The 21,007-nt window shown below is 51.6% G+C and carries 38 protein-coding genes; 37 read left to right on the plus strand and 1 reads right to left on the minus strand.

The features are described 5' to 3' along the window. From tuf to NUV48_13470, 37 genes are all read left to right on the plus strand, one after another. On the plus strand, positions 1 to 345 hold a 345-nt coding region (gene tuf / locus NUV48_13290; protein ID MCR4443106.1), incomplete at its 5' end, for an elongation factor Tu. 291 nt (positions 346 to 636) lie between these two features. After that, positions 637 to 948 (plus strand): 30S ribosomal protein S10, encoded by a 312-nt coding sequence (rpsJ, locus tag NUV48_13295; GenBank protein MCR4443107.1) that lies wholly within the window; start codon positions 637 to 639, stop codon positions 946 to 948. Between the two features lie 140 nt (positions 949 to 1,088). Beyond that, positions 1,089 to 1,715, plus strand: a complete 627-nt coding sequence (rplC, locus tag NUV48_13300; GenBank protein MCR4443108.1) for a 50S ribosomal protein L3 — start codon at positions 1,089 to 1,091, stop codon at positions 1,713 to 1,715. Between the two features lie 26 nt (positions 1,716 to 1,741). Beyond that, on the plus strand, positions 1,742 to 2,365 hold the full coding sequence (gene rplD / locus NUV48_13305; protein MCR4443109.1) for a 50S ribosomal protein L4: 624 nt from the start codon (positions 1,742 to 1,744) through the stop codon (positions 2,363 to 2,365). Continuing rightward, positions 2,366 to 2,650 carry a 50S ribosomal protein L23 gene (gene rplW, locus NUV48_13310; protein ID MCR4443110.1) on the plus strand — a complete coding sequence of 95 codons (285 nt, stop codon included), beginning with the start codon at positions 2,366 to 2,368 and terminating at the stop codon, positions 2,648 to 2,650. Positions 2,651 to 2,681: 31 nt separating this feature from the next. After that, positions 2,682 to 3,512 carry a 50S ribosomal protein L2 gene (rplB, locus tag NUV48_13315; protein ID MCR4443111.1) on the plus strand — a complete coding sequence of 277 codons (831 nt, stop codon included), beginning with the start codon at positions 2,682 to 2,684 and terminating at the stop codon, positions 3,510 to 3,512. 30 nt (positions 3,513 to 3,542) lie between these two features. Further along, a complete protein-coding gene (gene rpsS, locus NUV48_13320) occupies positions 3,543 to 3,827 on the plus strand; it encodes a 30S ribosomal protein S19 (protein MCR4443112.1) in 285 nt (94 codons plus the stop codon). A gap of 22 nt (positions 3,828 to 3,849) precedes the next feature. After that, complete coding sequence (gene rplV, locus NUV48_13325; protein ID MCR4443113.1) at positions 3,850 to 4,203, plus strand: 50S ribosomal protein L22; 354 nt, start codon at positions 3,850 to 3,852, stop codon at positions 4,201 to 4,203. Continuing rightward, positions 4,204 to 4,872, plus strand: coding sequence for a 30S ribosomal protein S3 (gene rpsC / locus NUV48_13330; GenBank protein ID MCR4443114.1), 669 nt, complete (start codon positions 4,204 to 4,206; stop codon positions 4,870 to 4,872). Further along, the gene (gene rplP, locus NUV48_13335) at positions 4,859 to 5,293 is read left to right on the plus strand and encodes a 50S ribosomal protein L16 (protein ID MCR4443115.1); all 435 of its coding nucleotides are present in this window, start codon (positions 4,859 to 4,861) and stop codon (positions 5,291 to 5,293) included. The genes rpsC and rplP overlap by 14 nt, the downstream gene beginning before the upstream one ends. Continuing rightward, positions 5,283 to 5,486 (plus strand): 50S ribosomal protein L29, encoded by a 204-nt coding sequence (gene rpmC, locus NUV48_13340; protein MCR4443116.1) that lies wholly within the window; start codon positions 5,283 to 5,285, stop codon positions 5,484 to 5,486. The genes rplP and rpmC overlap by 11 nt, the downstream gene beginning before the upstream one ends. Positions 5,487 to 5,501: 15 nt before the next feature. Further along, positions 5,502 to 5,783 (plus strand): 30S ribosomal protein S17, encoded by a 282-nt coding sequence (gene rpsQ / locus NUV48_13345; GenBank protein ID MCR4443117.1) that lies wholly within the window; start codon positions 5,502 to 5,504, stop codon positions 5,781 to 5,783. Positions 5,784 to 5,797: 14 nt separating this feature from the next. Next, positions 5,798 to 6,166, plus strand: coding sequence for a 50S ribosomal protein L14 (gene rplN, locus NUV48_13350; protein ID MCR4443118.1), 369 nt, complete (start codon positions 5,798 to 5,800; stop codon positions 6,164 to 6,166). Positions 6,167 to 6,219: 53 nt separating this feature from the next. Beyond that, positions 6,220 to 6,546, plus strand: coding sequence for a 50S ribosomal protein L24 (rplX, locus tag NUV48_13355; GenBank protein MCR4443119.1), 327 nt, complete (start codon positions 6,220 to 6,222; stop codon positions 6,544 to 6,546). Positions 6,547 to 6,572: 26 nt separating this feature from the next. Next, the gene (rplE, locus tag NUV48_13360; GenBank protein MCR4443120.1) at positions 6,573 to 7,115 is read left to right on the plus strand and encodes a 50S ribosomal protein L5; all 543 of its coding nucleotides are present in this window, start codon (positions 6,573 to 6,575) and stop codon (positions 7,113 to 7,115) included. Between the two features lie 31 nt (positions 7,116 to 7,146). After that, entirely contained in the window at positions 7,147 to 7,332 is a 186-nt protein-coding gene (locus tag NUV48_13365) for a type Z 30S ribosomal protein S14 (protein ID MCR4443121.1), read from the plus strand. 30 nt (positions 7,333 to 7,362) lie between these two features. Then, positions 7,363 to 7,761 (plus strand): 30S ribosomal protein S8, encoded by a 399-nt coding sequence (rpsH, locus tag NUV48_13370; protein MCR4443122.1) that lies wholly within the window; start codon positions 7,363 to 7,365, stop codon positions 7,759 to 7,761. Positions 7,762 to 7,797: 36 nt separating this feature from the next. Further along, a complete protein-coding gene (gene rplF, locus NUV48_13375) occupies positions 7,798 to 8,352 on the plus strand; it encodes a 50S ribosomal protein L6 (GenBank protein MCR4443123.1) in 555 nt (184 codons plus the stop codon). A gap of 38 nt (positions 8,353 to 8,390) precedes the next feature. Beyond that, positions 8,391 to 8,759, plus strand: a complete 369-nt coding sequence (gene rplR / locus NUV48_13380; GenBank protein ID MCR4443124.1) for a 50S ribosomal protein L18 — start codon at positions 8,391 to 8,393, stop codon at positions 8,757 to 8,759. A 27-nt stretch (positions 8,760 to 8,786) separates the two neighbouring features. After that, complete coding sequence (rpsE, locus tag NUV48_13385) at positions 8,787 to 9,290, plus strand: 30S ribosomal protein S5 (protein MCR4443125.1); 504 nt, start codon at positions 8,787 to 8,789, stop codon at positions 9,288 to 9,290. Positions 9,291 to 9,299: 9 nt separating this feature from the next. Then, positions 9,300 to 9,485, plus strand: coding sequence for a 50S ribosomal protein L30 (rpmD, locus tag NUV48_13390; protein ID MCR4443126.1), 186 nt, complete (start codon positions 9,300 to 9,302; stop codon positions 9,483 to 9,485). An 18-nt stretch (positions 9,486 to 9,503) separates the two neighbouring features. Further along, positions 9,504 to 9,947, plus strand: coding sequence for a 50S ribosomal protein L15 (rplO, locus tag NUV48_13395; protein ID MCR4443127.1), 444 nt, complete (start codon positions 9,504 to 9,506; stop codon positions 9,945 to 9,947). Further along, positions 9,948 to 11,204 (plus strand): preprotein translocase subunit SecY, encoded by a 1,257-nt coding sequence (gene secY / locus NUV48_13400; protein ID MCR4443128.1) that lies wholly within the window; start codon positions 9,948 to 9,950, stop codon positions 11,202 to 11,204. Positions 11,205 to 11,220: 16 nt separating this feature from the next. Then, on the plus strand, positions 11,221 to 11,868 hold the full coding sequence (locus NUV48_13405; GenBank protein MCR4443129.1) for an adenylate kinase: 648 nt from the start codon (positions 11,221 to 11,223) through the stop codon (positions 11,866 to 11,868). 4 nt (positions 11,869 to 11,872) lie between these two features. Then, positions 11,873 to 12,619, plus strand: coding sequence for a type I methionyl aminopeptidase (map, locus tag NUV48_13410; protein MCR4443130.1), 747 nt, complete (start codon positions 11,873 to 11,875; stop codon positions 12,617 to 12,619). Positions 12,620 to 12,730: 111 nt separating this feature from the next. After that, complete coding sequence (gene infA, locus NUV48_13415; protein MCR4443131.1) at positions 12,731 to 12,949, plus strand: translation initiation factor IF-1; 219 nt, start codon at positions 12,731 to 12,733, stop codon at positions 12,947 to 12,949. Positions 12,950 to 12,976: 27 nt separating this feature from the next. After that, positions 12,977 to 13,090, plus strand: a complete 114-nt coding sequence (gene rpmJ, locus NUV48_13420; protein ID MCR4443132.1) for a 50S ribosomal protein L36 — start codon at positions 12,977 to 12,979, stop codon at positions 13,088 to 13,090. Between the two features lie 34 nt (positions 13,091 to 13,124). Beyond that, positions 13,125 to 13,496: a 30S ribosomal protein S13 gene (rpsM, locus tag NUV48_13425; GenBank protein ID MCR4443133.1), complete on the plus strand. Its 372-nt coding sequence runs from the start codon at positions 13,125 to 13,127 to the stop codon at positions 13,494 to 13,496. Between the two features lie 18 nt (positions 13,497 to 13,514). Beyond that, positions 13,515 to 13,913: a 30S ribosomal protein S11 gene (gene rpsK / locus NUV48_13430; protein MCR4443134.1), complete on the plus strand. Its 399-nt coding sequence runs from the start codon at positions 13,515 to 13,517 to the stop codon at positions 13,911 to 13,913. A 23-nt stretch (positions 13,914 to 13,936) separates the two neighbouring features. Continuing rightward, entirely contained in the window at positions 13,937 to 14,563 is a 627-nt protein-coding gene (gene rpsD / locus NUV48_13435; protein MCR4443135.1) for a 30S ribosomal protein S4, read from the plus strand. Positions 14,564 to 14,618: 55 nt separating this feature from the next. Next, entirely contained in the window at positions 14,619 to 15,566 is a 948-nt protein-coding gene (locus NUV48_13440; protein ID MCR4443136.1) for a DNA-directed RNA polymerase subunit alpha, read from the plus strand. A gap of 41 nt (positions 15,567 to 15,607) precedes the next feature. Continuing rightward, positions 15,608 to 15,946, plus strand: a complete 339-nt coding sequence (gene rplQ / locus NUV48_13445; GenBank protein ID MCR4443137.1) for a 50S ribosomal protein L17 — start codon at positions 15,608 to 15,610, stop codon at positions 15,944 to 15,946. Positions 15,947 to 16,094: 148 nt separating this feature from the next. After that, positions 16,095 to 16,916 (plus strand): energy-coupling factor transporter ATPase, encoded by an 822-nt coding sequence (locus NUV48_13450; protein ID MCR4443138.1) that lies wholly within the window; start codon positions 16,095 to 16,097, stop codon positions 16,914 to 16,916. After that, positions 16,907 to 17,773: an energy-coupling factor transporter ATPase gene (locus tag NUV48_13455; GenBank protein ID MCR4443139.1), complete on the plus strand. Its 867-nt coding sequence runs from the start codon at positions 16,907 to 16,909 to the stop codon at positions 17,771 to 17,773. Before NUV48_13450 ends, NUV48_13455 begins: the two co-directional genes overlap by 10 nt. Then, entirely contained in the window at positions 17,766 to 18,560 is a 795-nt protein-coding gene (locus tag NUV48_13460) for an energy-coupling factor transporter transmembrane protein EcfT (GenBank protein ID MCR4443140.1), read from the plus strand. Before NUV48_13455 ends, NUV48_13460 begins: the two co-directional genes overlap by 8 nt. A 4-nt stretch (positions 18,561 to 18,564) precedes the next feature. After that, a complete protein-coding gene (gene truA / locus NUV48_13465; GenBank protein ID MCR4443141.1) occupies positions 18,565 to 19,305 on the plus strand; it encodes a tRNA pseudouridine(38-40) synthase TruA in 741 nt (246 codons plus the stop codon). A gap of 347 nt (positions 19,306 to 19,652) precedes the next feature. Then, complete coding sequence (locus NUV48_13470) at positions 19,653 to 20,039, plus strand: cupin domain-containing protein (protein MCR4443142.1); 387 nt, start codon at positions 19,653 to 19,655, stop codon at positions 20,037 to 20,039. Positions 20,040 to 20,062: 23 nt separating this feature from the next. Here NUV48_13470 and NUV48_13475 read toward each other — a convergent pair whose 3' ends face one another. Further along, complete coding sequence (locus tag NUV48_13475) at positions 20,063 to 20,761, minus strand: GntR family transcriptional regulator (protein ID MCR4443143.1); 699 nt, start codon at positions 20,759 to 20,761, stop codon at positions 20,063 to 20,065. Between the last annotated feature and the right edge of the window lie 246 nt (positions 20,762 to 21,007).

The following is a 21,007-nucleotide window of genomic DNA, read 5'->3' on the forward strand; positions in this document are numbered from 1 at the left end:
GGAGTAGACAAGAAAGAAGTGGAGCGGGGCCAGGTTTTGGCCAAACCGGGCTCGATCAAACCGCACACCAAGTACGAGGCGGAGGTATACGTGCTGACGAAAGAGGAGGGAGGCCGGCACACGCCGTTTTTCAATGGCTACAGGCCGCAGTTTTACTTTAGGACCACGGATGTGACGGGGGTGGTAACCCTGCCGGAGGGTGTGGAAATGTGCATGCCTGGGGACAACATCAAGATGACCATCGAACTGATCACCCCCATAGCTATTGAGGAAGGGCTGCGCTTTGCCATTCGTGAAGGCGGCCGCACCGTCGGAGCCGGCGTCGTGACCACGATCATCGAGTAAGACTTGTTCACCTTCGCCCGTTTTCCGTTCCGGCACAGGCAAAGATCTGGGATGAGCGGAAAACGGACGAAGGGATACCGGCTGTGAATCCTATTTAATGCCAAATTGGGACTTGTGATTTTCCAGGAATTTATATATAATCAACAAGTATGGTTGACATGCGATGAAGCGGGAGGTTGCCGGGCCGGCCATGACACGCCCGAGTGCGTTGTTCCTTATTGGCCTGCGTGCGGGGAATTTCCGCTGAGAATGTCCGAGAAACAATAAGTCGGGCGAAAAGGAGGAAAAGATATGCCAAAACAACAAAAAATAAGGATCAGGCTGAAAGCGTTTGATCATAAAATTCTTGATCAATCGGCTGAAAGAATTGTGGAGACCGCCAAACGGACCGGCGCCTCAGTCGCGGGGCCGATACCTTTGCCCACGGAACGCAATATTTACACAATTTTGCGGTCCCCCCATGTCAACAAAGACTCGCGTGAGCAGTTTGAAATGAGGACACACAAGCGTCTCATCGACATCCATGACCCCAACCCCAAGACTGTGGATGCCCTTATGGGCCTGGACCTGCCGGCCGGGGTGGATATAGAAATCAAGCTGTAACTGCTTAGGGATATTCCGTTTGGGACTGAAACACGGCAAATGATTACTAGGCCGTTTTTACGACATCGAAAACCGGAGAATCGGCTGCCGGAAGCCAGTCCCCAGATAATATACAAGCGTTTTTGTAGGAGGTGCCGTTTGTGTTAAAAGCCGTCCTGGGAACGAAACTAGGCATGACCCAGATCTTTCAAGAGGATGGGAAAGCCGTTCCCGTTACCGTTGTAAAAGCTGGACCATGTGTTGTTGTCCAGAAAAAGACAGAAGAAAACGATGGCTATAATGCCATTCAAATTGGTTATGGCGAAGTGAAAGAACAGGACCTTAACAAGCCGGCTAAAGGCCATTTGGCCAAAAGCGGTGTTAAGCCCGTGAAATACCTGAAAGAATTCAGGGTGGAAGACCCGGGCGCATACCAGCTGGGGCAGGAGATCAAAGCGGATGTTTTTTCTTCCGGCGAGTGGGTGGATGTCACCGCGGTTTCCAAGGGGAAAGGTTTTGCCGGCGGTATCAAACGCCACGGTATGCACCGCGGCCCGATGAAACACGGCTCCAAGTACCACCGCCGTCCCGGTTCGGCGGGAGCGAAAGGCCCCGCCCGCATCTTCAAAGGGCGTAAAATGCCGGGAAGGCTTGGAGGAGAACAGGTTACAGTTCAAAAACTGCTGGTGGTTAAAGTTGATCCGGAACGCAACCTGATGCTGATCAGGGGAGCTATCCCGGGCTCGAGGCAAAGCCTGGTAACCATCAAGAGTTCAGTGAAAGCTTAGACTTGATGGGAAAGGAGGACATTGAGATGCCTAAAATGGCTGTATTGAATATGGAAGGTGCGCAGGTCGGGGAAATTGAATTAAGTGATAATGTTTTTGGCATTGAACCAAACGAGAGCGTTGTCCATGAAGCCGTGGTCATGCAGCTGGCCAGCATGCGCCGCGGGACGCATTCCGTCAAAACAAGGGCGGAGGTGCGCGGCGGCGGCAGAAAGCCTTGGAGGCAAAAAGGAACGGGCCGCGCCCGTGCCGGCACAATCCGTTCGCCGCTGTGGCGCAAAGGGGGCATAATATTCGGTCCCAAACCCAGGGATTACGCCTATTCCATCCCCAAAAAGAAAAGGCGCCTGGCTATCAAATCCGTGCTGTCAGCCAAGGTCAGCGGGGGAGATGTTATCGTCCTTGACCGGCTGGCCTTTGCCGCCCCCAAAACCAAGGACATGATTAAAGTGTTGAACAACCTGAAAGTGGAGGGTAAAGCAGCGGTTGTGACGGCTGACGGCAGCGGGTATGTGCAGGAGTCGGCCAGGAACATACCGGGAATAAAACCCCTTCTCGCCGACGCCATAAACGTTTATGACATCTTAAACCACGACAAGCTGATCATGACTAAAGAAGCCGTGGCCAGGATTGAGGAGGTGTGGGGGTAAATGCGCAACCCGTACGAAGTTCTGATAAAGCCGGTGGTGAGCGAAAAAAGCACCAGCTTAATGGAAGAGAATAAGTATACATTCAAAGTCGATCCCAGGGCCAACAAGATCGAAATCAAGCACGCGGTGGAGACCGCGTTCAAAGTTAACGTGATTGACGTAAAAACCATGAGAGTTCCCGGCAAACTCAAGCGCCAGGGAAGAACACAGGGATATACGCCTTCCTGGAAAAAAGCGATTGTAACGGTGAAGGCGGGCCAGAGGCTGCCGATTTTTGAAGAATAGTTTCTATTGCCGTGTTAAGGAGGAAAAAAGGATGCCGGTAAAGGGTTTTAAACCGACTTCACCGGGTAGGCGCGGCATGACCGTTTCTACCTTTGAAGAGATTACCACTGACAAACCTGAAAAAACACTGGTTGAACGTCTGAAGAAAAATGCGGGACGCAATAACCGCGGGAAATTGACCGTCAGGCACCGCGGCGGCGGGCACAAGCGCCTTTACAGGATCATAGACTTTAAACGCAACAAAGACGGGATACCCGCCAAGGTGGCCACCATCGAATACGATCCCAACCGTTCGGCCAACATTGCCCTTTTGCACTATGCCGACGGTGAAAAAAGGTATATTATCGCTCCCCACGGCCTGAAGGTGGGGGATAACGTCATATCAGGACCGGATGCCGATATCAAAGTGGGCAATACCTTGCCCCTTGGCAGCATCCCGGTGGGCAGCATCATTCATAATATCGAATTAAAACCGGGAAAAGGCGCCCAGATAGTCAGGGCAGCCGGCACGTCAGCCCAGTTGATGGCCAAGGAAGGCAACTATGCTTCGATCCGCATGCCGTCCGGGGAAGTGCGCCTCGTGCATATCAACTGCAAGGCAACCATCGGCCAGGTAGGCAACCTGGATCATGAAAACATCACCATCGGCAAAGCCGGCCGCAAACGCTGGATGGGTATCAGGCCCACAGTTCGCGGTGTGGTGATGAACCCGGTTGATCACCCGCATGGCGGCGGCGAAGGTCGTTCCCCCATCGGGCGAAAAACCCCGGTGACCCCGTGGGGTAAACCCGCTATCGGCGGGAAGACCAGAAAGAAGAAAAACCCCAACAATAAATTCATTGTAACGCCTCGTAAGAAATAGGTGATCAAATCCAAAAAAGGAGGCAGCTAAATGAGCAGGTCAGTGAAAAAAGGACCTTATGTGGAAGAGAGCCTGATGAAAAAAATCGAGAAAATGAACAGCGCAAATGAAAAGCGGGTTATCAAGACCTGGTCCCGGCGGTCGACGATATTCCCGCAGATGGTGGGGCATACGATCGCCGTATATGACGGCAGGAAACATGTTCCTGTATATATTACCGAAGACATGGTGGGGCACAAACTGGGCGAATTTGCGCCGACCAGGACTTTTAAGGGTCACGGTTCACATACTGAGCGTTCCACAGCATTAAAATAATTCCGGGAGAGGAGGTCACTACATGGAAGAAAAACAAGCCAGAGCAGTCGCCAGACACATCAGGATGTCTCCCCGGAAAGCCCGCCAGGTAATCGATCTCATCCGGGGTAAAACGGTGTCGGAAGCGTTTGCCATATTAAGATTCACTCCGCAAAGGGCCGCCAAACCTGTCAACAAGGTTTTAAAATCGGCGGTGGCCAATGCCGAGCATAACTATGAGATGAATACCGACAAACTTTACGTAAAAGAAGCATACGTTGATGCCGGGCCTACGCTGAAAAGAATTATGCCGAGAGCTATGGGCCGGGCCGACCTGATCAGGAAGCGTACCAGCCACATCACGGTCGTTGTCAGTGAAAAGGAAGGTGATAAATAAGTGGGGCAGAAAGTACATCCGAAAGGTTTACGGATTGGGATTATTCGCAGCTGGGACAGCAACTGGTATGCCGACAAAAACTATACCGAGCTTTTGCATGAAGACATCAAAATCCGCGACTTTATCAAAGAAAAACTCTTTTTAGCGGGGATTTCCGGCGTGGAGATAGAGCGGGCCGCCAACAGGGTTAAGGTTTCTATCCACACTGCCAAACCGGGGATCGTCATCGGCCGCGGCGGAGCCGAAGTGGAGAACCTGCGCAAAGAGCTGGAGAAAATGACCGGCAAAAAGGTCAGCGTAAATATCATTGAAATTAAAAAGCCCGAACTGGATTCCCAGCTGGTGGCCGAAGGCATCGCCGCGCAGCTTGTAAAAAGGGTTGCTTTCCGCCGGGCTATGAAACAGGCGGTTTCCAGGACGATGCGCCTTGGAGCGCTGGGAGTAAAAGTTTCCTGTTCCGGGCGCCTGGCAGGGGCAGAAATCGCCCGCACTGAGTGGTACAGCGAAGGGAAGGTTCCGCTGCACACGCTTAGGGCGGATATTGATTACGGCTTTGCCGAGGCCAACACAACATACGGTAAAATCGGCGTGAAGGTCTGGATCTACAAGGGCGAAGTTCTTCCTGAAGCCAAGAACAGGAAGGAGGAGAACACCGGTGCTCGTACCTAAAAAGGTGAAATTTCGCCGTCCTCACCGCGGCGTTATGAAGGGTAAAGCAAGCAGGGGAAACCAGGTTGCCTATGGAGAATACGGTTTGCAGGCCCTGGAGCACAGTTGGATTACCAACCGCCAGATCGAAGCCGCGCGTATCGCCATGACCCGCTACATCAAAAGGGGCGGGCAGGTCTGGATAAAAATATTCCCCGACAAACCCATAACGGCAAAGCCTGCCGAAACCAGGATGGGCAGCGGTAAAGGCTCGCCCGAATACTGGGTGGCAGTTGTAAAGCCGGGCCGGATCATGTTTGAAATTGCCGGCGTTGACGAGCCAACCGCACGGGAAGCCATGCGCCTGGCCGCTCATAAGCTGCCCATTAAAACGAAATTTGTAAAACGAGAGGAAATGGGTGGTGAAGCAAGTGAAAGTTAGCAAACTTCGTGACATGACCCAGGATGAACTGACCAGGAAAGTTTCCGAACTGAAAGAAGAACTTTTCAACCTTCGCTTCCAGCTTGCCACCGGGCAGCTGGAGAACCCCATGCGGATCCGGGAAGTGAAGAAAACCATCGCGCAGACTAAAACCATTCTTCGGGAAAGGGAGTTACGGGAGCAAAAGGGTTGAAAGATTAAGGCCGGGATAAAGGAGGTATCTGGTGTCTTGGAAAGAAATAAGCGGAAGACAATAACGGGCATCGTTGTCAGCGACAAGATGGATAAAACGGTGGTTGTAGCCGTGGAAAACTACGCGCAGCACCCCGTTTATAAAAAAATAATAAAACGCACCAGGAAATACAAGGCGCACGACGAAAAAAACGAGTGCAAAACGGGAGACAGGGTCAAGCTCATGGAAACACGTCCCCTAAGCAAGGAAAAACGCTGGAGGGTCGTGCAGATCATTGAGAAAGCGCCCCTGGTCTAAAGGAGGTTTTGGGCATGATACAACAGGAAACCAGACTCAGGGTAGCTGATAATACCGGGGCTAAAGAACTGCTGTGCATCCGCCCCCTGGGCGGCTCTTACCGCCGCTATGCTTCCCTCGGCGATGTTATCATTGCCAGCGTCAAGGAAGCGACACCGGGCGGAGTGGTAAAAAAAGGCGAGGTTGTCAGGGCGGTCATTGTCCGGACCAGGGATGCGGTCAGAAGAAGCGACGGGTCATATATCAGGTTTGACGAAAACGCCGCGGTAATAATTAAGGAAGACAAGAGTCCCAGGGGTACCCGCATTTTCGGTCCCGTCGCCCGTGAACTGCGGGAAAGGGACTTCGTGAAAATACTTTCCCTGGCGCCTGAAGTGCTCTGAACAAAGCTGAATTGGGTTAAGGGGTATATTTACCGCTGGAGGTGAAGTTGTAAATGAAGCCAAAGGTCCATGTCAGGAAAGGAGATACTGTCGAGGTCATTGCCGGAAAAGATGCGGGTAAGAGAGGCAAGGTCTTAAGCGTAGACCCGGACAAAGGGCGGATCGTTGTTGAAGGTGTGAATATCGTTAAGCGTCACACCAGGCCTACGCGCACCAACCCGCAGGGCGGGATTATGGAAAGGGAAGCCCCCCTTAACAGTTCCAACGTGATGATTTACTGTTCCAGGTGCAAAAGGCCGGTCCGCATCAATAAGAAGTTCCTGGGAGACGGCAAAAAAGTCAGGGTTTGCAACAAGTGCGGCGAAGAATTTGATAAATAAACCAGGCCGGAAGGGAGGTTTAAGGCGTGGCACGTCTGAAGGAAAAATACCAAAAAGAAGTTGCTCCTGCCATGATGCAGAAATTTAACTATAAAAATGTCATGGAAGTACCGAAGCTGGAAAAAGTGGTTGTCAACATCGGGCTTGGTGAGGCCGTGCAGAATCCCAAAGCCATAGACGGAGCGGTTGCCGATTTGAAAGCCATCACCGGGCAAAAACCCGTGGTCACGCGGGCCAAGAAATCCATTGCCGCCTTTAAGATTCGCGCCGGTGTTCCCATAGGCACGAAAGTGACGCTGCGCAGCAACCGGATGTACGAATTCGTTGATAAACTGTTCAACGTCGTTTTGCCCAGGGTCCGCGATTTTAGGGGAGTTTCTCCCCGGGCGTTTGACGGGCGCGGCAACTACACGCTGGGGTTGAAAGAACAGTTGATTTTTCCGGAAATAGAGTATGACAAAGTGGACGCGATACGCGGGATGGATGTTGTCTTTGTTACCACGGCCAAGTCCGATGAGGAAGGCAGGGAACTGCTCGGACTGATGGGGATGCCCTTTGCCGAAAGGTAACAGCCTTAAATGTTAACAAGGAGGTAATTACGTGGCAAAAAAATCCATCATCAATAAACAAAAAAGAACACAGAAGTATAAAGTGCGCGCTTACAATAGATGTAAAATATGTGGTCGTCCCCATGCTTACATGCGGAAATTCGGCATGTGCCGCATCTGTTTCCGCGAGCTGGCTTATGATGGACAGATTCCGGGTGTAACCAAAGCCAGCTGGTAAGCTTGGATAGAGGAAGGGGGTCATTAAAAAATGGTTATGACTGATCCGATAGCTGATTTCCTGACGAGAATCAGGAACGCCAATTCCGTTAATCATGAAAAAGTGGAGATCCCGGCTTCAAAAATAAAGAAAACCCTGGCTGAAATCCTCAAAGAGGAAGGTTTTATCAAGGATTTTGAATACATTGAGGACGGTAAGCAGGGCATTATCCGTCTCTATTTGAAATACGGTCCAAACAAGGAGAAAGTTATTACCGGGTTGAAACGCATTAGCAAACCGGGTCTGCGCGTTTACGTGAAAAAAGACCAGGTGCCCCGTGTGCTGGGCGGGCTCGGTATCGCGGTTATTTCCACTTCGTGCGGGGTTATGAGCGACAGGGAAGCAAGAAAACGCCAGCTCGGCGGGGAAGTAATCTGCTACATCTGGTAACGAACTAAAGACTGGGCTACCCAGGGAGGTGTGAAAATGTCTAGGATTGGTAAACTGCCGGTCACAATACCTGCCGGTGTCGAAGTAAAGCTTGACGGCCACCACATCCAGGTAAAAGGACCCAAGGGAACGTTGAGCAGGACGCTGCATAAGGATATCAACATAAAAGTGGAGGACGGCAAGATAATCGTTTCACGTTCCAGCGGCGAAAAACAGCACAGGGCGCTGCACGGCCTGACCAGAGCCCTCGTGAACAACATGGTTGAAGGTGTCACCAGGGGATTTGAAAAATCCCTTGAACTGGTCGGCGTTGGCTACCGCGCGTCAAAACAGGGGAATAAGCTGGTGCTCGCCGTGGGTTACTCGCACCCGGTGGAGATTGAACCCGAAAAGGGCTTGGAAATAGAAGTACCCGCTCCGACCCGGATAATTGTCAAAGGCGCGGACAAGGAAAAAGTGGGGCTTCTGGCGGCCAACATCCGCGCCGTGCGTGAGCCCGAACCGTACAAAGGCAAAGGGATCAAGTATGTTGATGAGAATATCCGCCGCAAAGTCGGGAAAGCCGGGGCAAAAGGCGGCAAGAAGAAATAGGGGTTAGATTGAACGCGCGTTAGAAGGGAGTGACATTGTTGATTATCAAGCCGGATCGAAAAAAAGTCCGCAGGAAAAAACACTTGAGGATTCGCAAAAATATCAAGGGTACTCCGGAAAGGCCGAGACTGGCTGTTTACAGGAGCCTTAAACATATGTACGCGCAGCTGATTGACGATGTGAGCGGAACGACGCTTGTTGCAGCTTCCACCCTGGAAGCCCCTTTAAAAAATGACCTGGAGCGCTGCGGCAATGTGGAGGCGGCAAAAAAGGTGGGCCAGCTGCTGGCTCAGAAAGCCCTGAAAAAGGGCATCCGCACAGTTGTCTTTGACCGCGGAGGCAATCTTTATCACGGACGTGTAAAGGCTGTGGCCGAGGGAGCCCGTGAAACGGGACTCGAATTCTAAGAGACCGGCTAAAGGAGGGAAGAAGGAATAATGGCGAAATTTGATGTAAACAGCACGGAGCTGACCGAGAAGGTGGTTTTCATCAACCGTGTGGCCAAGGTTGTCAAAGGCGGCCGCCGGTTCAGCTTCAGCGCCCTGGTGGTGGTAGGGGACGGCAACGGTCATGTCGGCGCCGGACTGGGAAAAGCCACTGAAGTGCCTGAAGCTATACGCAAAGGAGTAGAAGATGCCAAGAAAAACATGATCAGCGTGCCGCGGGTAAGAACCACCATTCCCCATGAAGTAACAGGCCGGTTTGGCGCCGGCGTTGTTTTGATGAAGCCGGCTTCCGAAGGCACCGGGGTCATTGCCGGCGGGCCGGTGCGCGCGGTCCTGGAACTGGCGGGAGTAAGGGATATCCTTACCAAGTCTCTCGGTTCCAACAACGCCAACAATATGGTCAGGGCGACCATCCAGGGACTTCTGCAGTTGAAACAGGCTGATGAAGTCGCCCGGCTGCGCGGTAAATCCGTGGAAGAACTGTTGGGCTAGGAGGTTAAAATGGCTAAGTTAAAGATAACTCTCAAAAAAAGCGTTATCGGTTCAAACGAAACCGTGCGCAAGACCGTCAAATCGCTTGGGTTGAAAAAGACCAACGATACAGTGGTTCAAGAAGACTCGCCCAGTGTTAGGGGTAAAATTCGAAAAGTGGAACATTTGGTGACCGTGGAAGAAACGTATCAGTGACAAGAGGGAGGTGTGCCCATGAAACTCCATGAATTGAAGCCCGCGCCGGGCTCGCGCGGCAAAGAGACAAGAAAAGGGCGCGGTACCGGGTCCGGTCTGGGTAAGACGGCGGGCCGCGGGCATAAAGGGCAAAAGGCCCGTTCCGGCGGCGGGAAAGGACCCTATTTTGAAGGCGGTCAGACGCCTTTGCAGCGCCGTATACCCAAAAGAGGTTTTACCAATATATTCAAGAAAGAATACGTTGTGATAAACTTGAAACAACTGGATGAACGTTTTGAAGAAGGTTCGGTAGTGACGCCGGAAGCGCTGAAAGAAAAGGGACTTGTGAAAAACATGCGTGACGGCATCAAGATATTAGGTCACGGCGAGATTACCAAAGCGCTGACAATAAAAGCCCAGAGTTTCAGCCGTTCCGCAGCCGAAAAAATTGCCGCTGCCGGCGGCCAGACAGAGGTGATATAGGTGCTCTCGTCCTTAACCAGCGCCTGGAAACTTAATGACCTGCGGCGCAAAATAATCTTCACCCTGGCCATGCTCTTAGTATTCCGGCTTGGCGCCCATGTCCCCATCCCCGGCATCGATACCCAGGTTATCACCGATTTAATAAGCAAAGGCCAGCTCCTGGGTTTCTTCGATATCATCTCCGGCGGCGCATTTAAAAAGTTTTCCATTTTTGCCATGAGCATTACGCCGTATATCAACGCTTCAATTATCATGCAGCTGTTGACGGTGGTTATCCCCTATTTCGAGAGGCTGGCCAAAGAGGGAGAAGAAGGCCGCAAAAAAATGACCGAATACATCCGCTATGGGACGGTTATCCTTGGTTTTATCCAGGCTTTGGGCATTTCTATCGGCTTAAGGTCGGCCATTATTAATCCAGGTTGGACCTCCACCCTGATCATTGCCCTGTCTCTTACGGCCGGCACCGCTTTTCTCATGTGGCTCGGAGAGCTTATTACGGAAAAAGGGATCGGCAACGGTATTTCGCTGATTATTTTTGCCGGTATCGTTTCACGCGTTCCCGCGGGGATTGTGGCGGTTTACGAGTACCTGGTGGCCGGAACCACAAACATTTTTGTGATCCTGCTGTTTGCAGTTGTTGCCCTGGCGGTTATCGCCGGCATCGTGGCCATCCAAGAAGGACAGCGCCGTATTCCTGTGCAGTATGCCAAACGGGTGGTGGGCCGCAAAATATACGGCGGCCAGAGCACCCACATTCCTTTGAGGGTTAACCAGGCCGGGGTTATTCCCATCATCTTCGCCATCTCCATCATGATGTTCCCCGGGACGATAGCTTCCTGGTTTCCCACCAACAAGTTTGCCATCTGGGTATCCAATTTCTTTAACTTCCGCACCGTCTGGTACAACATCCTCTATGCGCTGCTGATCATTTTCTTTACCTATTTCTACACGGCCATTACCTTTAATCCGAACGACGTGGCCGACAACCTGAAAAAATATGGTGGTTTCATTCCCGGCTTGAGGCCCGGCCGTCCCACCGCCGAGTACATTACGAAAGTGATGAACCGGGTAACCCTGGCGGGAGCTCTCTTTTTGGCCGCGATAGCGGTGCTGCCCAGCGCGACGATGTCGGCGACCAACCTGCCGCTCTATTTCGGCGGGACCAGCCTGCTGATCGTGGTAGGGGTGGCGCTGGATACCATGAAGCAGATTGAGGCGAACCTGTTGATGAGGCATTATCAGGGTTTCTTGAAATGAATGAGGTGATACCACGATGAGAATCATCCTTATGGGACCGCCCGGCGCGGGTAAAGGTACCCAGGCGGAAATATTGAAAGAACGGCTCGATATTCCCCACATTTCCACCGGTGATATGTTCCGCCGGGCCGTTAAGGAAGGGACCGTCCTGGGACTGGAAGCCAAGCGTTATATGGATGCGGGCCGGCTTGTTCCCGATTCCGTCACCATCGGGATTGTGAAAGAGAGATTGAATGAGCCTGACTGCAAAAAGGGATTTCTGCTGGACGGTTTTCCCCGCACCGTTCCCCAGGCGGACGCCCTGGAAAAGACCTTGTTGGAACTGCGAATTCAACTTGACGGCGTGCTCAACATTACCGTGGACAGGGAGTCCCTGATCGCCCGTTTGACCGGGCGCAGGGTCTGCAAGAACTGCGGCGCGACTTACCATGTGCGGTATAATCCTTCTAAGGCCGGCAACAAGTGCGAAGCTTGCGGCGGGGAATTGTACCAGCGCGGCGATGATTCGCCGGAAACAGTGGTCAACCGCCTGGACGTTTACACATCACAGACTGCTCCTCTCGTTGATTATTACAAGGAAAGAGGGCTGCTGGTTGAGATCGACGGCGACCGGCCGGTAGAACAAGTTACCGGAAACATCCTGGAGGTCCTGAAGAAGAGGTAGGAACATGATCATTCTCAAATCTGACAGGGAACTCCGTTACCTTTACGATGCCGGTCAGGTAGTGGCCAAAACACATCAGGAAGTGAAAAAAGCCGTCAAACCGGGAGTCACTACCTGGGAACTTGATAAAATTGCCGAGGAATTCATCCATAAGTGCCAGGCAAAACCAGCTTTTAAAGGTTATCACGGCTTTCCCGGTTCTATCTGCGCATCCGTCAACGAAGAGGTTGTGCACGGCATACCCAGCCGTCTAAGGCAGGTAAAATCTGGTGATATTATTAGTATCGACATCGGAGCCATCCTCAACGGTTATGTCGGCGATGCGGCAGTGACGCTGCCTGTCGGTGAAGTTGACAGTGAAGTCCAGCGCCTGCTGGACGTAGCGCGTGAATCCCTCAATAGAGGAATAGAAAAAGCCCTGGCCAACAATCGCTTAACCGATATTTCCCATGCCATACAAACCTATGTTGAAAACAACGGTTATTCGGTAGTCCGTGATTTTGTGGGGCATGGTATAGGCAGGAACATGCACGAGGAACCTCAGGTTCCCAATTTCGGAGCACCCGGACGGGGCCCCCGTTTAAAAGAAGGCATGACCCTGGCAATAGAGCCAATGGTTAACATGGGAACACATGAAGTGGAAACACTGGAAGATAATTGGACAGTGGTTACGAAAGACAGAAAAAGATCAGCTCATTTCGAACACACCATTGCGATTACGGAAAAAGGGCCATGGATTTTAACCAGGTAAAAAACTGTTTTCTTCTTGGATAACAATGGTAAAATAAACATGGCATGAACTGTCATACCGTGATTAGATATAGTGTATTTTGAGGTGTTGAGGATAAGGAGGTAAGTACCAATGTCCAAGCAGGATGTCATAGAAGTTGAAGGTACGGTTCTGGAACCCCTCCCTAATGCAATGTTCCGGGTCGAACTGGCAAACGGCCACAAAGTGCTTGCTCACGTCTCAGGAAAAATAAGGATGAATTTTATCCGCATACTGCCGGGGGACCGGGTAACCGTTGAGCTTTCACCCTATGACCTGACACGGGGCCGGATAACGTATCGCTATAAATAAACTCCCAGGTATGAAGGAGGAAGCATTGTGAAAGTTAGACCATCAGTCAAACCAATTTGCGAGAAATGCAAGATCATCAAAAGGAAAGGCAAAGTAATGGTAATCTGTGAAAACCCCAAGCATAAACAAAAGCAGGGTTAGAATATTGTGAATAAAGATAACTGGAGGTGTGAAAATGGCAAGGATTGCAGGTGTTGACTTACCCCGCGATAAACGGGTGGAAATCGGCTTAACCTATATTTTTGGAATCGGCCGGCCGACTTCCCAGGAGATCCTGACAAAAACCGGGATAAATCCCGATACAAGGGTCAAAGACCTTACCGAAGACGAAGTAGCCAAACTGCGCGATACGATCGATAAAGAATACAAGGTGGAAGGCGACCTCAGGCGCGAGATTTCCCTGAACATCAAACGCCTGATGGAAATCGGCTGCTACCGCGGATTAAGACACCGCCGGGGTCTCCCTGTGCGCGGGCAGCGCACCAAAACGAACGCCCGTACTCGCAAAGGTCCCAGGCATACCGTCGGGGTCAAGCGCAAGAAGTAATGAAGGGAGGAAAAAAGAATGGCCAAAAGAACAGCAGCGACAACCCGGGTAAAACGCCGCGAACGCAAGAACATTGAACAGGGGGTTGCCCACATCCAGTCAACCTTTAATAATACAATTATCACCATCAGCGACACGGCCGGGAACACCATTTCCTGGGCCAGCGCCGGACAGCTGGGTTTTAAGGGTTCCAGGAAAAGCACGCCTTTTGCCGCGCAAATGGCTGCCGAACAGGCGGCCAAGGCAGCGATGGAGCATGGTATGCGGGAAGTGGAGTGCTACGTCAAAGGGCCGGGCTCGGGACGGGAAGCGGCTATCAGGTCCCTGCAGGCCACGGGTTTGGAAGTCAGCGTGATCAAGGACGTGACTCCCATTCCTCACAACGGATGTCGCCCGCCAAAACGCAGGAGAGTTTAAATAAACAGGGAGGTGCAAATTACATGGCAAGATATACGGGTCCCGTCTGCAGGCTGTGCCGCCGCGAGGGCTTGAAGCTGTATCTGAAAGGGGACCGCTGCTATACGGACAAGTGCGCTATTGACAGGAGGGCTTACGCTCCCGGACAGCATGGTCAAAGCCGTAAAAAAATTTCGGAATACGGCATCCAGCTGAGAGAAAAGCAAAAGGCTCGCCGTATCTACGGTATTATGGAAAAACAGTTCGGCAACTACTTTGAAAAAGCCGAGCGCCAGCCCGGCATAACGGGTGAAAACCTTCTTCGAATGTTGGAAAGGCGCCTTGACAATGTGGTCTTTCGCCTGGGATTTGGTTCTTCAAGAGCGGAAGCCAGGCAGCTGGTGAGGCACAACCATTTTACCTTAAACGGCCGTAAGGCCAATATCCCGTCGATGCTGGTGAAAGTGGGAGACGTGATTCAGGTCAGGGAAAAGAGCCGAGAATTGCCCAAATTCCAGGAGATCAAGGAAAATGCGGCTCACAAAAATCCGCCTGCTTGGTTGGAACTCGACAGCGAACAACTGACTGGCAGGGTAGTTGCGCTGCCCACCAGGGAGCAAATTGATGTTCCCATTGAGGAACACCTGATAGTCGAACTATATTCCAGGTAAGCCCCTGCTTTTTTTGCTGCCTGGGAACGTTACAAGCAAGTAGGAGGGTTAGCCCATGATTGAAATTGAAAAACCCAGGATCGAGTGCGTGGAGACAAACGAAACCAAAACATATGCCAAGTTTGTGGTCGAACCTCTCGAGAGGGGTTACGGGATCACCTTAGGCAACTCACTGCGGCGGGTACTGCTGTCATCTCTTCCCGGAGCCGCGGTGACCTCGGTTAAAATTGACGGGGTGCTGCACGAGTTTTCAACAATACCGGGTGTTGTGGAAGACGTCACGGACATTATCCTTAACCTCAAGCTGCTGGCGCTGAAAGTATATGCCGATGAACCCCAGGTCATCAGGATAGACGCTCAGGGACCGGGTACAGTCCTGGCCCAGGACATCCAAAGAGGAAGCCAGGTGGAAATTTTCAACCCCGACCTCCATATCGCCACTTTGGAAAGCGGCGCCCGCCTGTCTATGGAAATAAATATAGAGAGGGGACGGGGCTACCGTCCTGCCGAAAAGAACAAAAAAGAAGACCATGTTATCGGTATAATCCCGGTCGATTCAATTTTTTCGCCTGTCCGGAAAGTGAATTACACCGTTACCGAAACGCGCGTCGGGCAAATTACCGACTATGACAGGTTGACGCTGGAAATCTGGACCAACGGGTGTATAGCCCCGGATGAGGCTGTCAGCCTTTCGGCCAAAATCCTGCATGACCACCTGAAACTGTTTATCAGCCTGACCGACAGGATCGGCGATGTGGAAATCATGGTCGAAAAAGAAGAGGAAGAACGCGACAAAATCCTGGATATGAGCATCGAAGAATTAGACTTGTCTGTTCGTTCCTATAACTGCCTGAAGCGCGCCGGGATCAACACCGTCGGCGAATTGATCATGAAGACGGAAGAAGACATGATGAAAGTCAGGAACCTCGGGAAAAAATCGCTGGAAGAGGTTGACGAAAAACTCGCCGCTTTGGGCTTAAGCCTGAGAAAGGCCGAAGAATAGTATAGAAGGAAGCATCTTTGCATTAAAGGGGGTTAGAACTAATGGCCTACAGAAAACTTGGACGCAATACAGGGCAGCGCCGGGCCCTGCTTAGAAATATCACCACCTCGCTTCTCAAACACGGCCGTATTGAAACAACCGAGCCGAAAGCCAAAGAGCTGGCAAGCATAGTCGAAAAAATGATCACCCTGGGAAAACAGGGCGACCTGAGCTCCCGCCGCCAGGCAGCCTCGTATCTCCTGGATGAAAAGGTGGTCAAGGACCTGTTTGACAATATCAGCAAAAAATACGCCGACCGCCAGGGCGGTTACACCAGGATCATCAAGGCCGGCAGCCGCCGCGGCGACGCCGCCTCCCTGGTTATTGTGGAGCTGGTTTAAACAGAATCGAAAAAGCGGCGTTAATAAAGGTCAGGAAAACCGGAATCCTTAGCCGTTCGAGGTTAAGTGTTTGGCTTTCCTGGTTTTTGTTTCTAGTTCCGGAAAGCATTATTCAGCACCGGTGTTCTAAAGATTGAGTGGTGAAACAATGATTATTGTCAAGGACCTGGTACACCAGTACCATTTGCCCGGCGGCGACGTTCAGGCGCTGAAAGGCATCAATCTCCACGTCAAAAAGGGCGAATTCCTGGCGATTATTGGGCACAACGGTTCGGGCAAATCCACCCTGGCCAAGCACTTCAATGCCCTGCTCCTGCCCTCCGGCGGAAGCGTCACGGTCAACGGCCTGGATACCAGGGATAAAAGGAACGTGTGGGACATCAGGCAGCAGGTCGGCATGGTCTTCCAGAATCCCGACAACCAGCTCATCACTACCACGGTCGAGGAGGATGTGGCTTTCGGACCGGAAAACCTGGGGCTTAATCCGCAGGTAATCCGCCAGCGGGTGGACGAAGCCCTGGCCAGCGTCGGCATGTCAGCCTTTAAAACGAGAGCGCCCCACCTTCTTTCGGGCGGGCAGAAACAGCGGGTGGCAATTGCCGGGATAGTAGCCATGCGTCCAAATGTCCTGGTGCTTGATGAGCCTACGGCGATGCTCGATCCTGCGGGCCGCAGGGAAGTGATGGAGACGGTCGCGCGCCTTAACAGGGAAGAAGGTTTGACCGTCGTTTACATCACCCACTTTATGGAAGAAGCCGTTTTAGCCGACCGGGTGGTGGTGATGGAGGACGGCCGGATCGTGCTGGAGGGCGCGCCGCGCCAGGTGTTCAGCCAGGTCGGACAAATGAAGGCTTTGCGCCTTGACGTTCCGGCCATGACCGAACTCAGAGCCGGGCTGGTCAAAGAAGGACTGGATCTGCCCGAGGGCATACTTACCGTGGACGAAATGGTGGTGGCCTTATGTCCATAAAACTGGAAGGAGTCTGCCACACCTATCAACCCGGTTCGTCTTACGAGTTTCACGCCCTGAAAAACATCAACCTTGAAATAAAAGAAGGCGAATTCGTCGGCCTGATCGGCCATACCGGTTCAGGCAAGTCCACCTTGATCCAGCATTTCAACGGGCTTTTAAAACCGACGTCCGGCAAGGTATTCGTTGACGGGGTCGACATCTGGGATAAAGGGGTAAAACTAAAAGAAATCCGCCAGAAAGTGGGGCTGGTATTTCAGTACCCTGAGCACCAGCTTTTTGAAGAGACCGTTTTTCAGGATATCGCCTTCGGTCCCAAAAATTTGGGCCTGCCGCCGGACAAAATAATAAAAAGAGTGAAGCAGGCTATGGCCATGGTTGATCTTGAATACTCAAGGTTCAAGGAGTGCTCTCCTTTTTCCCTGAGCGGCGGGGAGAAGAGGAAAGCAGCCATAGCCGGAGTTCTGGCTATGGCTCCCAAGTACCTGGTCCTTGACGAGCCGACAGCGGGCCTCGATCCCAGGGGCAGGGACGAAATCCTCTCCCAGGTCGAAAGACTCCACCGCCGGCAAGGCCTGACGGTGGTCCTGGTTTCCCACAGCATGGACGATGTGGCCAGGCTGGTCGATCGCCTGATCGTGATCAACAACGGCGAGCTGGTTTACAATGACGGGACCCGCCGGGTCTTTTCCCGTTACGAGGCTCTCCGGCAGGCAGGGCTGGATGTCCCGACCGTGAGCAAACTGATGCTCAGGCTGCAGGAGAAGGGGTGGCCCGTCCGTTCCGATGTTCTCACTATTGAAGAAGCCAAAGAGGAAATATTAAAAATAGTGAGGAGGCGGAAATCGAATGCTTAAAGATATAACCATCGGCCAGTACATACCCGGCGATTCCGCGATCCACCTGATGGACCCGCGCACCAAAATAATCGCAGTGGTCCTGTACATGGTCGGCCTGTTTATTGCGGGCAACGCCAGCGGCTATCTTCTGGTGACCGTTTTTACCGCCGCGGCAGTCATCATCTCGCGTATTCCCCTAATCACGCTGCTAAAGGGACTAAGGCCGCTCTGGTTCATCCTGATCCTGACTTTTGGACTGCACTCCTTCTTGACGGAAGGTCTTGTCCTGTGGAAGTGGGGTATTTTGAAAATAACCTACGAAGGATTGAGGCAGGGGTTTTTCATGACGCTCCGCCTGGTTTATCTCGTGACGATAACCTCCCTCCTGACGCTTACCACGACGCCGGTATCGCTGACCGACGGCATCGAAAAGGTTCTGAAAGCCCTTTTTATCCCTGTGGCCCATGAACTGGCCATGATGATGACCATCGCGCTGCGGTTCATTCCCACCCTGATCGACGAAACCGAAAAAATAATGAAGGCCCAGATGGCGCGCGGGGCCGACTTCGAGAGCGGCGGCCTGCTGGCGAGAGCGAAAAGCCTTGTCCCCCTTCTGGTTCCCCTCTTTTTAAGCGCATTCCGGCGGGCGGACGAGCTGGCTGTGGCCATGGAAGCCAGGTGCTACCGGGGCGGCGAAAACAGGACCAGGATGAAACAGCTGCGCATGGCCGGCAGGGACTACGCGGCCTTTGCCGCGGTCTTCGCCTTTGTAGGAATAAGCGTTTTCACACGCTTCTGGATGTGAAACGATGCGCAACGTCAAGATGACCGTAGCCTACGACGGCACAAACTATCACGGTTTCCAGGTCCAGAACCGGACCGGTCTGAAAACCGTCCAAAACGAGCTGGAATCGGTCCTTCACACCCTTACCGGCGAGAAAGTCAGGGTGATTGGTTCCGGCCGGACGGATGCCGGCGTGCACGCCCGGGGACAGGTGATAAACTTCTTCAGCAGCACCAAAATCCCGCCGGACAGGTTCCCCCTGGCCATGAACTCGCTCCTTCCCCGCGATATTGTGGTGTGGGAAGCCCAAGATGTTTCGCCCGGCTTTCACGCCAGGTTCAGCGCAAAGAACAAGACCTACCGCTATGCCATATACAACTACAGGCACCTGTCGCCTTTCTGGCGGCTTTATGCCTACCACGTTCCGGTACCCCTGGACAAGGAAAAAATGAGCCTTGCTGCCGGGTATTTCCTGGGCACTCATGATTTCTCAGCGTTCTGCGCCCAAGACGCGAGGGTTGCCAATCACGTGCGCACGATTTTTGAATTCATGGTGGAGCAAAAAGGCCCGCTCATCTTTTTGACGGTGACGGCCGACGGCTTTCTCTACAACATGGTCAGGATCATGGCCGGCACCCTGCTCGAAATAGGGATGAACAAACGACAGCCGGAGTCCGTTCCCTTGCTCCTGCAAAGCGGGGAGCGCAAGCAGGCGGGAATGACCTTGCCGCCGCAAGGCCTGTGCCTGATGAAAGTGGAATATTGAACATCAATAATAAATTCAGATTTCAAGGAAAAAGAAATCCCTCCATCTGAGGGATTTCTTTTTTTTATATTAACGCCGGACAAAATGGCGTGACGGGAGAGTTAAGAAAAGCGATCTTGAAGCTGCGGCAATCCATTTTATGGATAAAAAAGCGTTTCATTGCAGTTTATATGCATGAGTCCAAGTGCAGAATTGACCATAAGGCAGCAGAATGAATCTACTATGATAACCATAACCTATATTTTTTTAAGTATTGTTCGTAAATTGACACATTTCAGCACAATCGTTACTATTTTCTTAACAAGAGAACAAATTTAAAGACTGTTTTAGGGAAAGGGAGAGACAACATGACCAAACCAGTCCTGTTCGATTATCATGAAGCAGAACCGGATACCAGCCGGCCGGGCGGTCGGACATATTATTTCCAGGGGTCGGAAAATATGACTATTCAGTATTTGGAAATATTTTCGGATCCTGAAAGCAACACGCACAAGCATGATTATGAACAGATCGTGATAATTTTGGGAGGAAAAGCGAATTTCCGGTGCGACGGCGTGTCATACGAAATGAGCGAAGGGTGCTGCATGGTTGTGCCGCCGAATGCCGACCACGGCATCGAAAAGAAGAACGGCGACGAAACGCTCCGTGTCCTGGGGATCTTTTATCCCAAACGCAAGGCGGACTGCGTTCAGAGCAAGCGTATTGCCAACCTTGGGCATCAAAACTGGGACTAATACGGAGTCCATATGACCAGTTCTTATTTATTGTCCATTTTCAATCTGAGTACTGAAAAGAATACGTGATCCAGATGCTCGATCATTTCATTTTTGGCTACCTGCGAAAATCTGTTTTTCAGTGCCTTGAAAATGCAGATGTGTTTTTCTGCTCCTTGGACAATATCAGCTTTTTGATTGTAATGGTTATAAGCGGTCATTATGAACTTATACCGGTTCATTCTCGTTTCAATATTTCTGAATGCGTCGATGAGATATTTGTTGTGGGTTGAAAGAACTATTTTTTTATGGAAGCCGGTGTCCAAGTTGATCCAAGTCACCGGCTCGAAAGGCTGCACTAGTTTTTTAGGGTTCAGAACGAGTTGTTCAAGATCCCGCATTTCTTCTAAGGTCATCGTGTTAGCCGCAATGTACGCCGCGTTGCCTTCGATGATTTTCCGGAAGTCGTACAATTCGATGACGTCATTAATATTCAATGGGGGTACACGAAACCCTTTACGGTCGGTCCTTTCGACGAACCCTTCATTAGCCAGCCTGTCAAGCGCCGCCCTGACGGGAGTTCGGCTTATGCCGAGTTCTTCCGCAATTTTTGTGGTGCTGATTTTTTCTCCGGGAAGAATACTCGCCTTTATTATTATTTCAAACAAATAATTATAAACAAGCTCTCCAAGAGCAGCGAACGGTTCGTTTTCCAACCTCTTTTTGAATTCACCGCTATCCATGTGGTACCTCCACATTATTCATTAAAAACAACGTCATATCTCAATTATACAACACATCACAAAAAAGGATGGATATTTATGAGAAACTTGATGAGAGAGAAGCTATTAAACGGCAAAAAAGTGTTGGGAACATTTTTTCAAAGCGGCAGCGAAGCGGTAATGGAGGCGGTTGCCATTTCCGGATTGGATTTTGTCATTATCGACAAGGAACACGGTCCGATTGGCGTTGAAACGGCCCTGGGCCTG

Source organism: Peptococcaceae bacterium, from assembly GCA_024655825.1.
Lineage (GTDB): Bacteria > Bacillota > Peptococcia > DRI-13 > PHAD01 > JANLFJ01.

Excerpts from the sequence above, each read along its gene's own strand:
- rplQ (MCR4443137.1), top strand. The coding sequence starts at position 15,608 with ATGGCCTACAGAAAACTTGGACGCAATACAGGGCAGCGCCGGGCCCTG.
- rplN (MCR4443118.1), top strand. The coding sequence starts at position 5,798 with ATGATACAACAGGAAACCAGACTCAGGGTAGCTGATAATACCGGGGCT.
- map (MCR4443130.1), top strand. The coding sequence starts at position 11,873 with ATGATCATTCTCAAATCTGACAGGGAACTCCGTTACCTTTACGATGCC.
- NUV48_13405 (MCR4443129.1), top strand. The coding sequence starts at position 11,221 with ATGAGAATCATCCTTATGGGACCGCCCGGCGCGGGTAAAGGTACCCAG.
- NUV48_13475 (MCR4443143.1), bottom strand. The coding sequence starts at position 20,761 with ATGGATAGCGGTGAATTCAAAAAGAGGTTGGAAAACGAACCGTTCGCT.
- rpmD (MCR4443126.1), top strand. The coding sequence starts at position 9,300 with ATGGCTAAGTTAAAGATAACTCTCAAAAAAAGCGTTATCGGTTCAAAC.
- rplB (MCR4443111.1), top strand. The coding sequence starts at position 2,682 with ATGCCGGTAAAGGGTTTTAAACCGACTTCACCGGGTAGGCGCGGCATG.
- NUV48_13455 (MCR4443139.1), top strand. The coding sequence starts at position 16,907 with ATGTCCATAAAACTGGAAGGAGTCTGCCACACCTATCAACCCGGTTCG.
- truA (MCR4443141.1), top strand. The coding sequence starts at position 18,565 with ATGCGCAACGTCAAGATGACCGTAGCCTACGACGGCACAAACTATCAC.
- rplD (MCR4443109.1), top strand. The coding sequence starts at position 1,742 with ATGCCTAAAATGGCTGTATTGAATATGGAAGGTGCGCAGGTCGGGGAA.
- NUV48_13460 (MCR4443140.1), top strand. The coding sequence starts at position 17,766 with ATGCTTAAAGATATAACCATCGGCCAGTACATACCCGGCGATTCCGCG.
- infA (MCR4443131.1), top strand. The coding sequence starts at position 12,731 with ATGTCCAAGCAGGATGTCATAGAAGTTGAAGGTACGGTTCTGGAACCC.
- rpsM (MCR4443133.1), top strand. The coding sequence starts at position 13,125 with ATGGCAAGGATTGCAGGTGTTGACTTACCCCGCGATAAACGGGTGGAA.
- rplV (MCR4443113.1), top strand. The coding sequence starts at position 3,850 with ATGGAAGAAAAACAAGCCAGAGCAGTCGCCAGACACATCAGGATGTCT.
- NUV48_13440 (MCR4443136.1), top strand. The coding sequence starts at position 14,619 with ATGATTGAAATTGAAAAACCCAGGATCGAGTGCGTGGAGACAAACGAA.
- rpsK (MCR4443134.1), top strand. The coding sequence starts at position 13,515 with ATGGCCAAAAGAACAGCAGCGACAACCCGGGTAAAACGCCGCGAACGC.
- rpsD (MCR4443135.1), top strand. The coding sequence starts at position 13,937 with ATGGCAAGATATACGGGTCCCGTCTGCAGGCTGTGCCGCCGCGAGGGC.
- rpsH (MCR4443122.1), top strand. The coding sequence starts at position 7,363 with ATGGTTATGACTGATCCGATAGCTGATTTCCTGACGAGAATCAGGAAC.
- rplX (MCR4443119.1), top strand. The coding sequence starts at position 6,220 with ATGAAGCCAAAGGTCCATGTCAGGAAAGGAGATACTGTCGAGGTCATT.
- rplO (MCR4443127.1), top strand. The coding sequence starts at position 9,504 with ATGAAACTCCATGAATTGAAGCCCGCGCCGGGCTCGCGCGGCAAAGAG.
- NUV48_13450 (MCR4443138.1), top strand. The coding sequence starts at position 16,095 with ATGATTATTGTCAAGGACCTGGTACACCAGTACCATTTGCCCGGCGGC.
- NUV48_13470 (MCR4443142.1), top strand. The coding sequence starts at position 19,653 with ATGACCAAACCAGTCCTGTTCGATTATCATGAAGCAGAACCGGATACC.
- rpsS (MCR4443112.1), top strand. The coding sequence starts at position 3,543 with ATGAGCAGGTCAGTGAAAAAAGGACCTTATGTGGAAGAGAGCCTGATG.
- rplF (MCR4443123.1), top strand. The coding sequence starts at position 7,798 with ATGTCTAGGATTGGTAAACTGCCGGTCACAATACCTGCCGGTGTCGAA.
- rpsJ (MCR4443107.1), top strand. The coding sequence starts at position 637 with ATGCCAAAACAACAAAAAATAAGGATCAGGCTGAAAGCGTTTGATCAT.
- rplW (MCR4443110.1), top strand. The coding sequence starts at position 2,366 with ATGCGCAACCCGTACGAAGTTCTGATAAAGCCGGTGGTGAGCGAAAAA.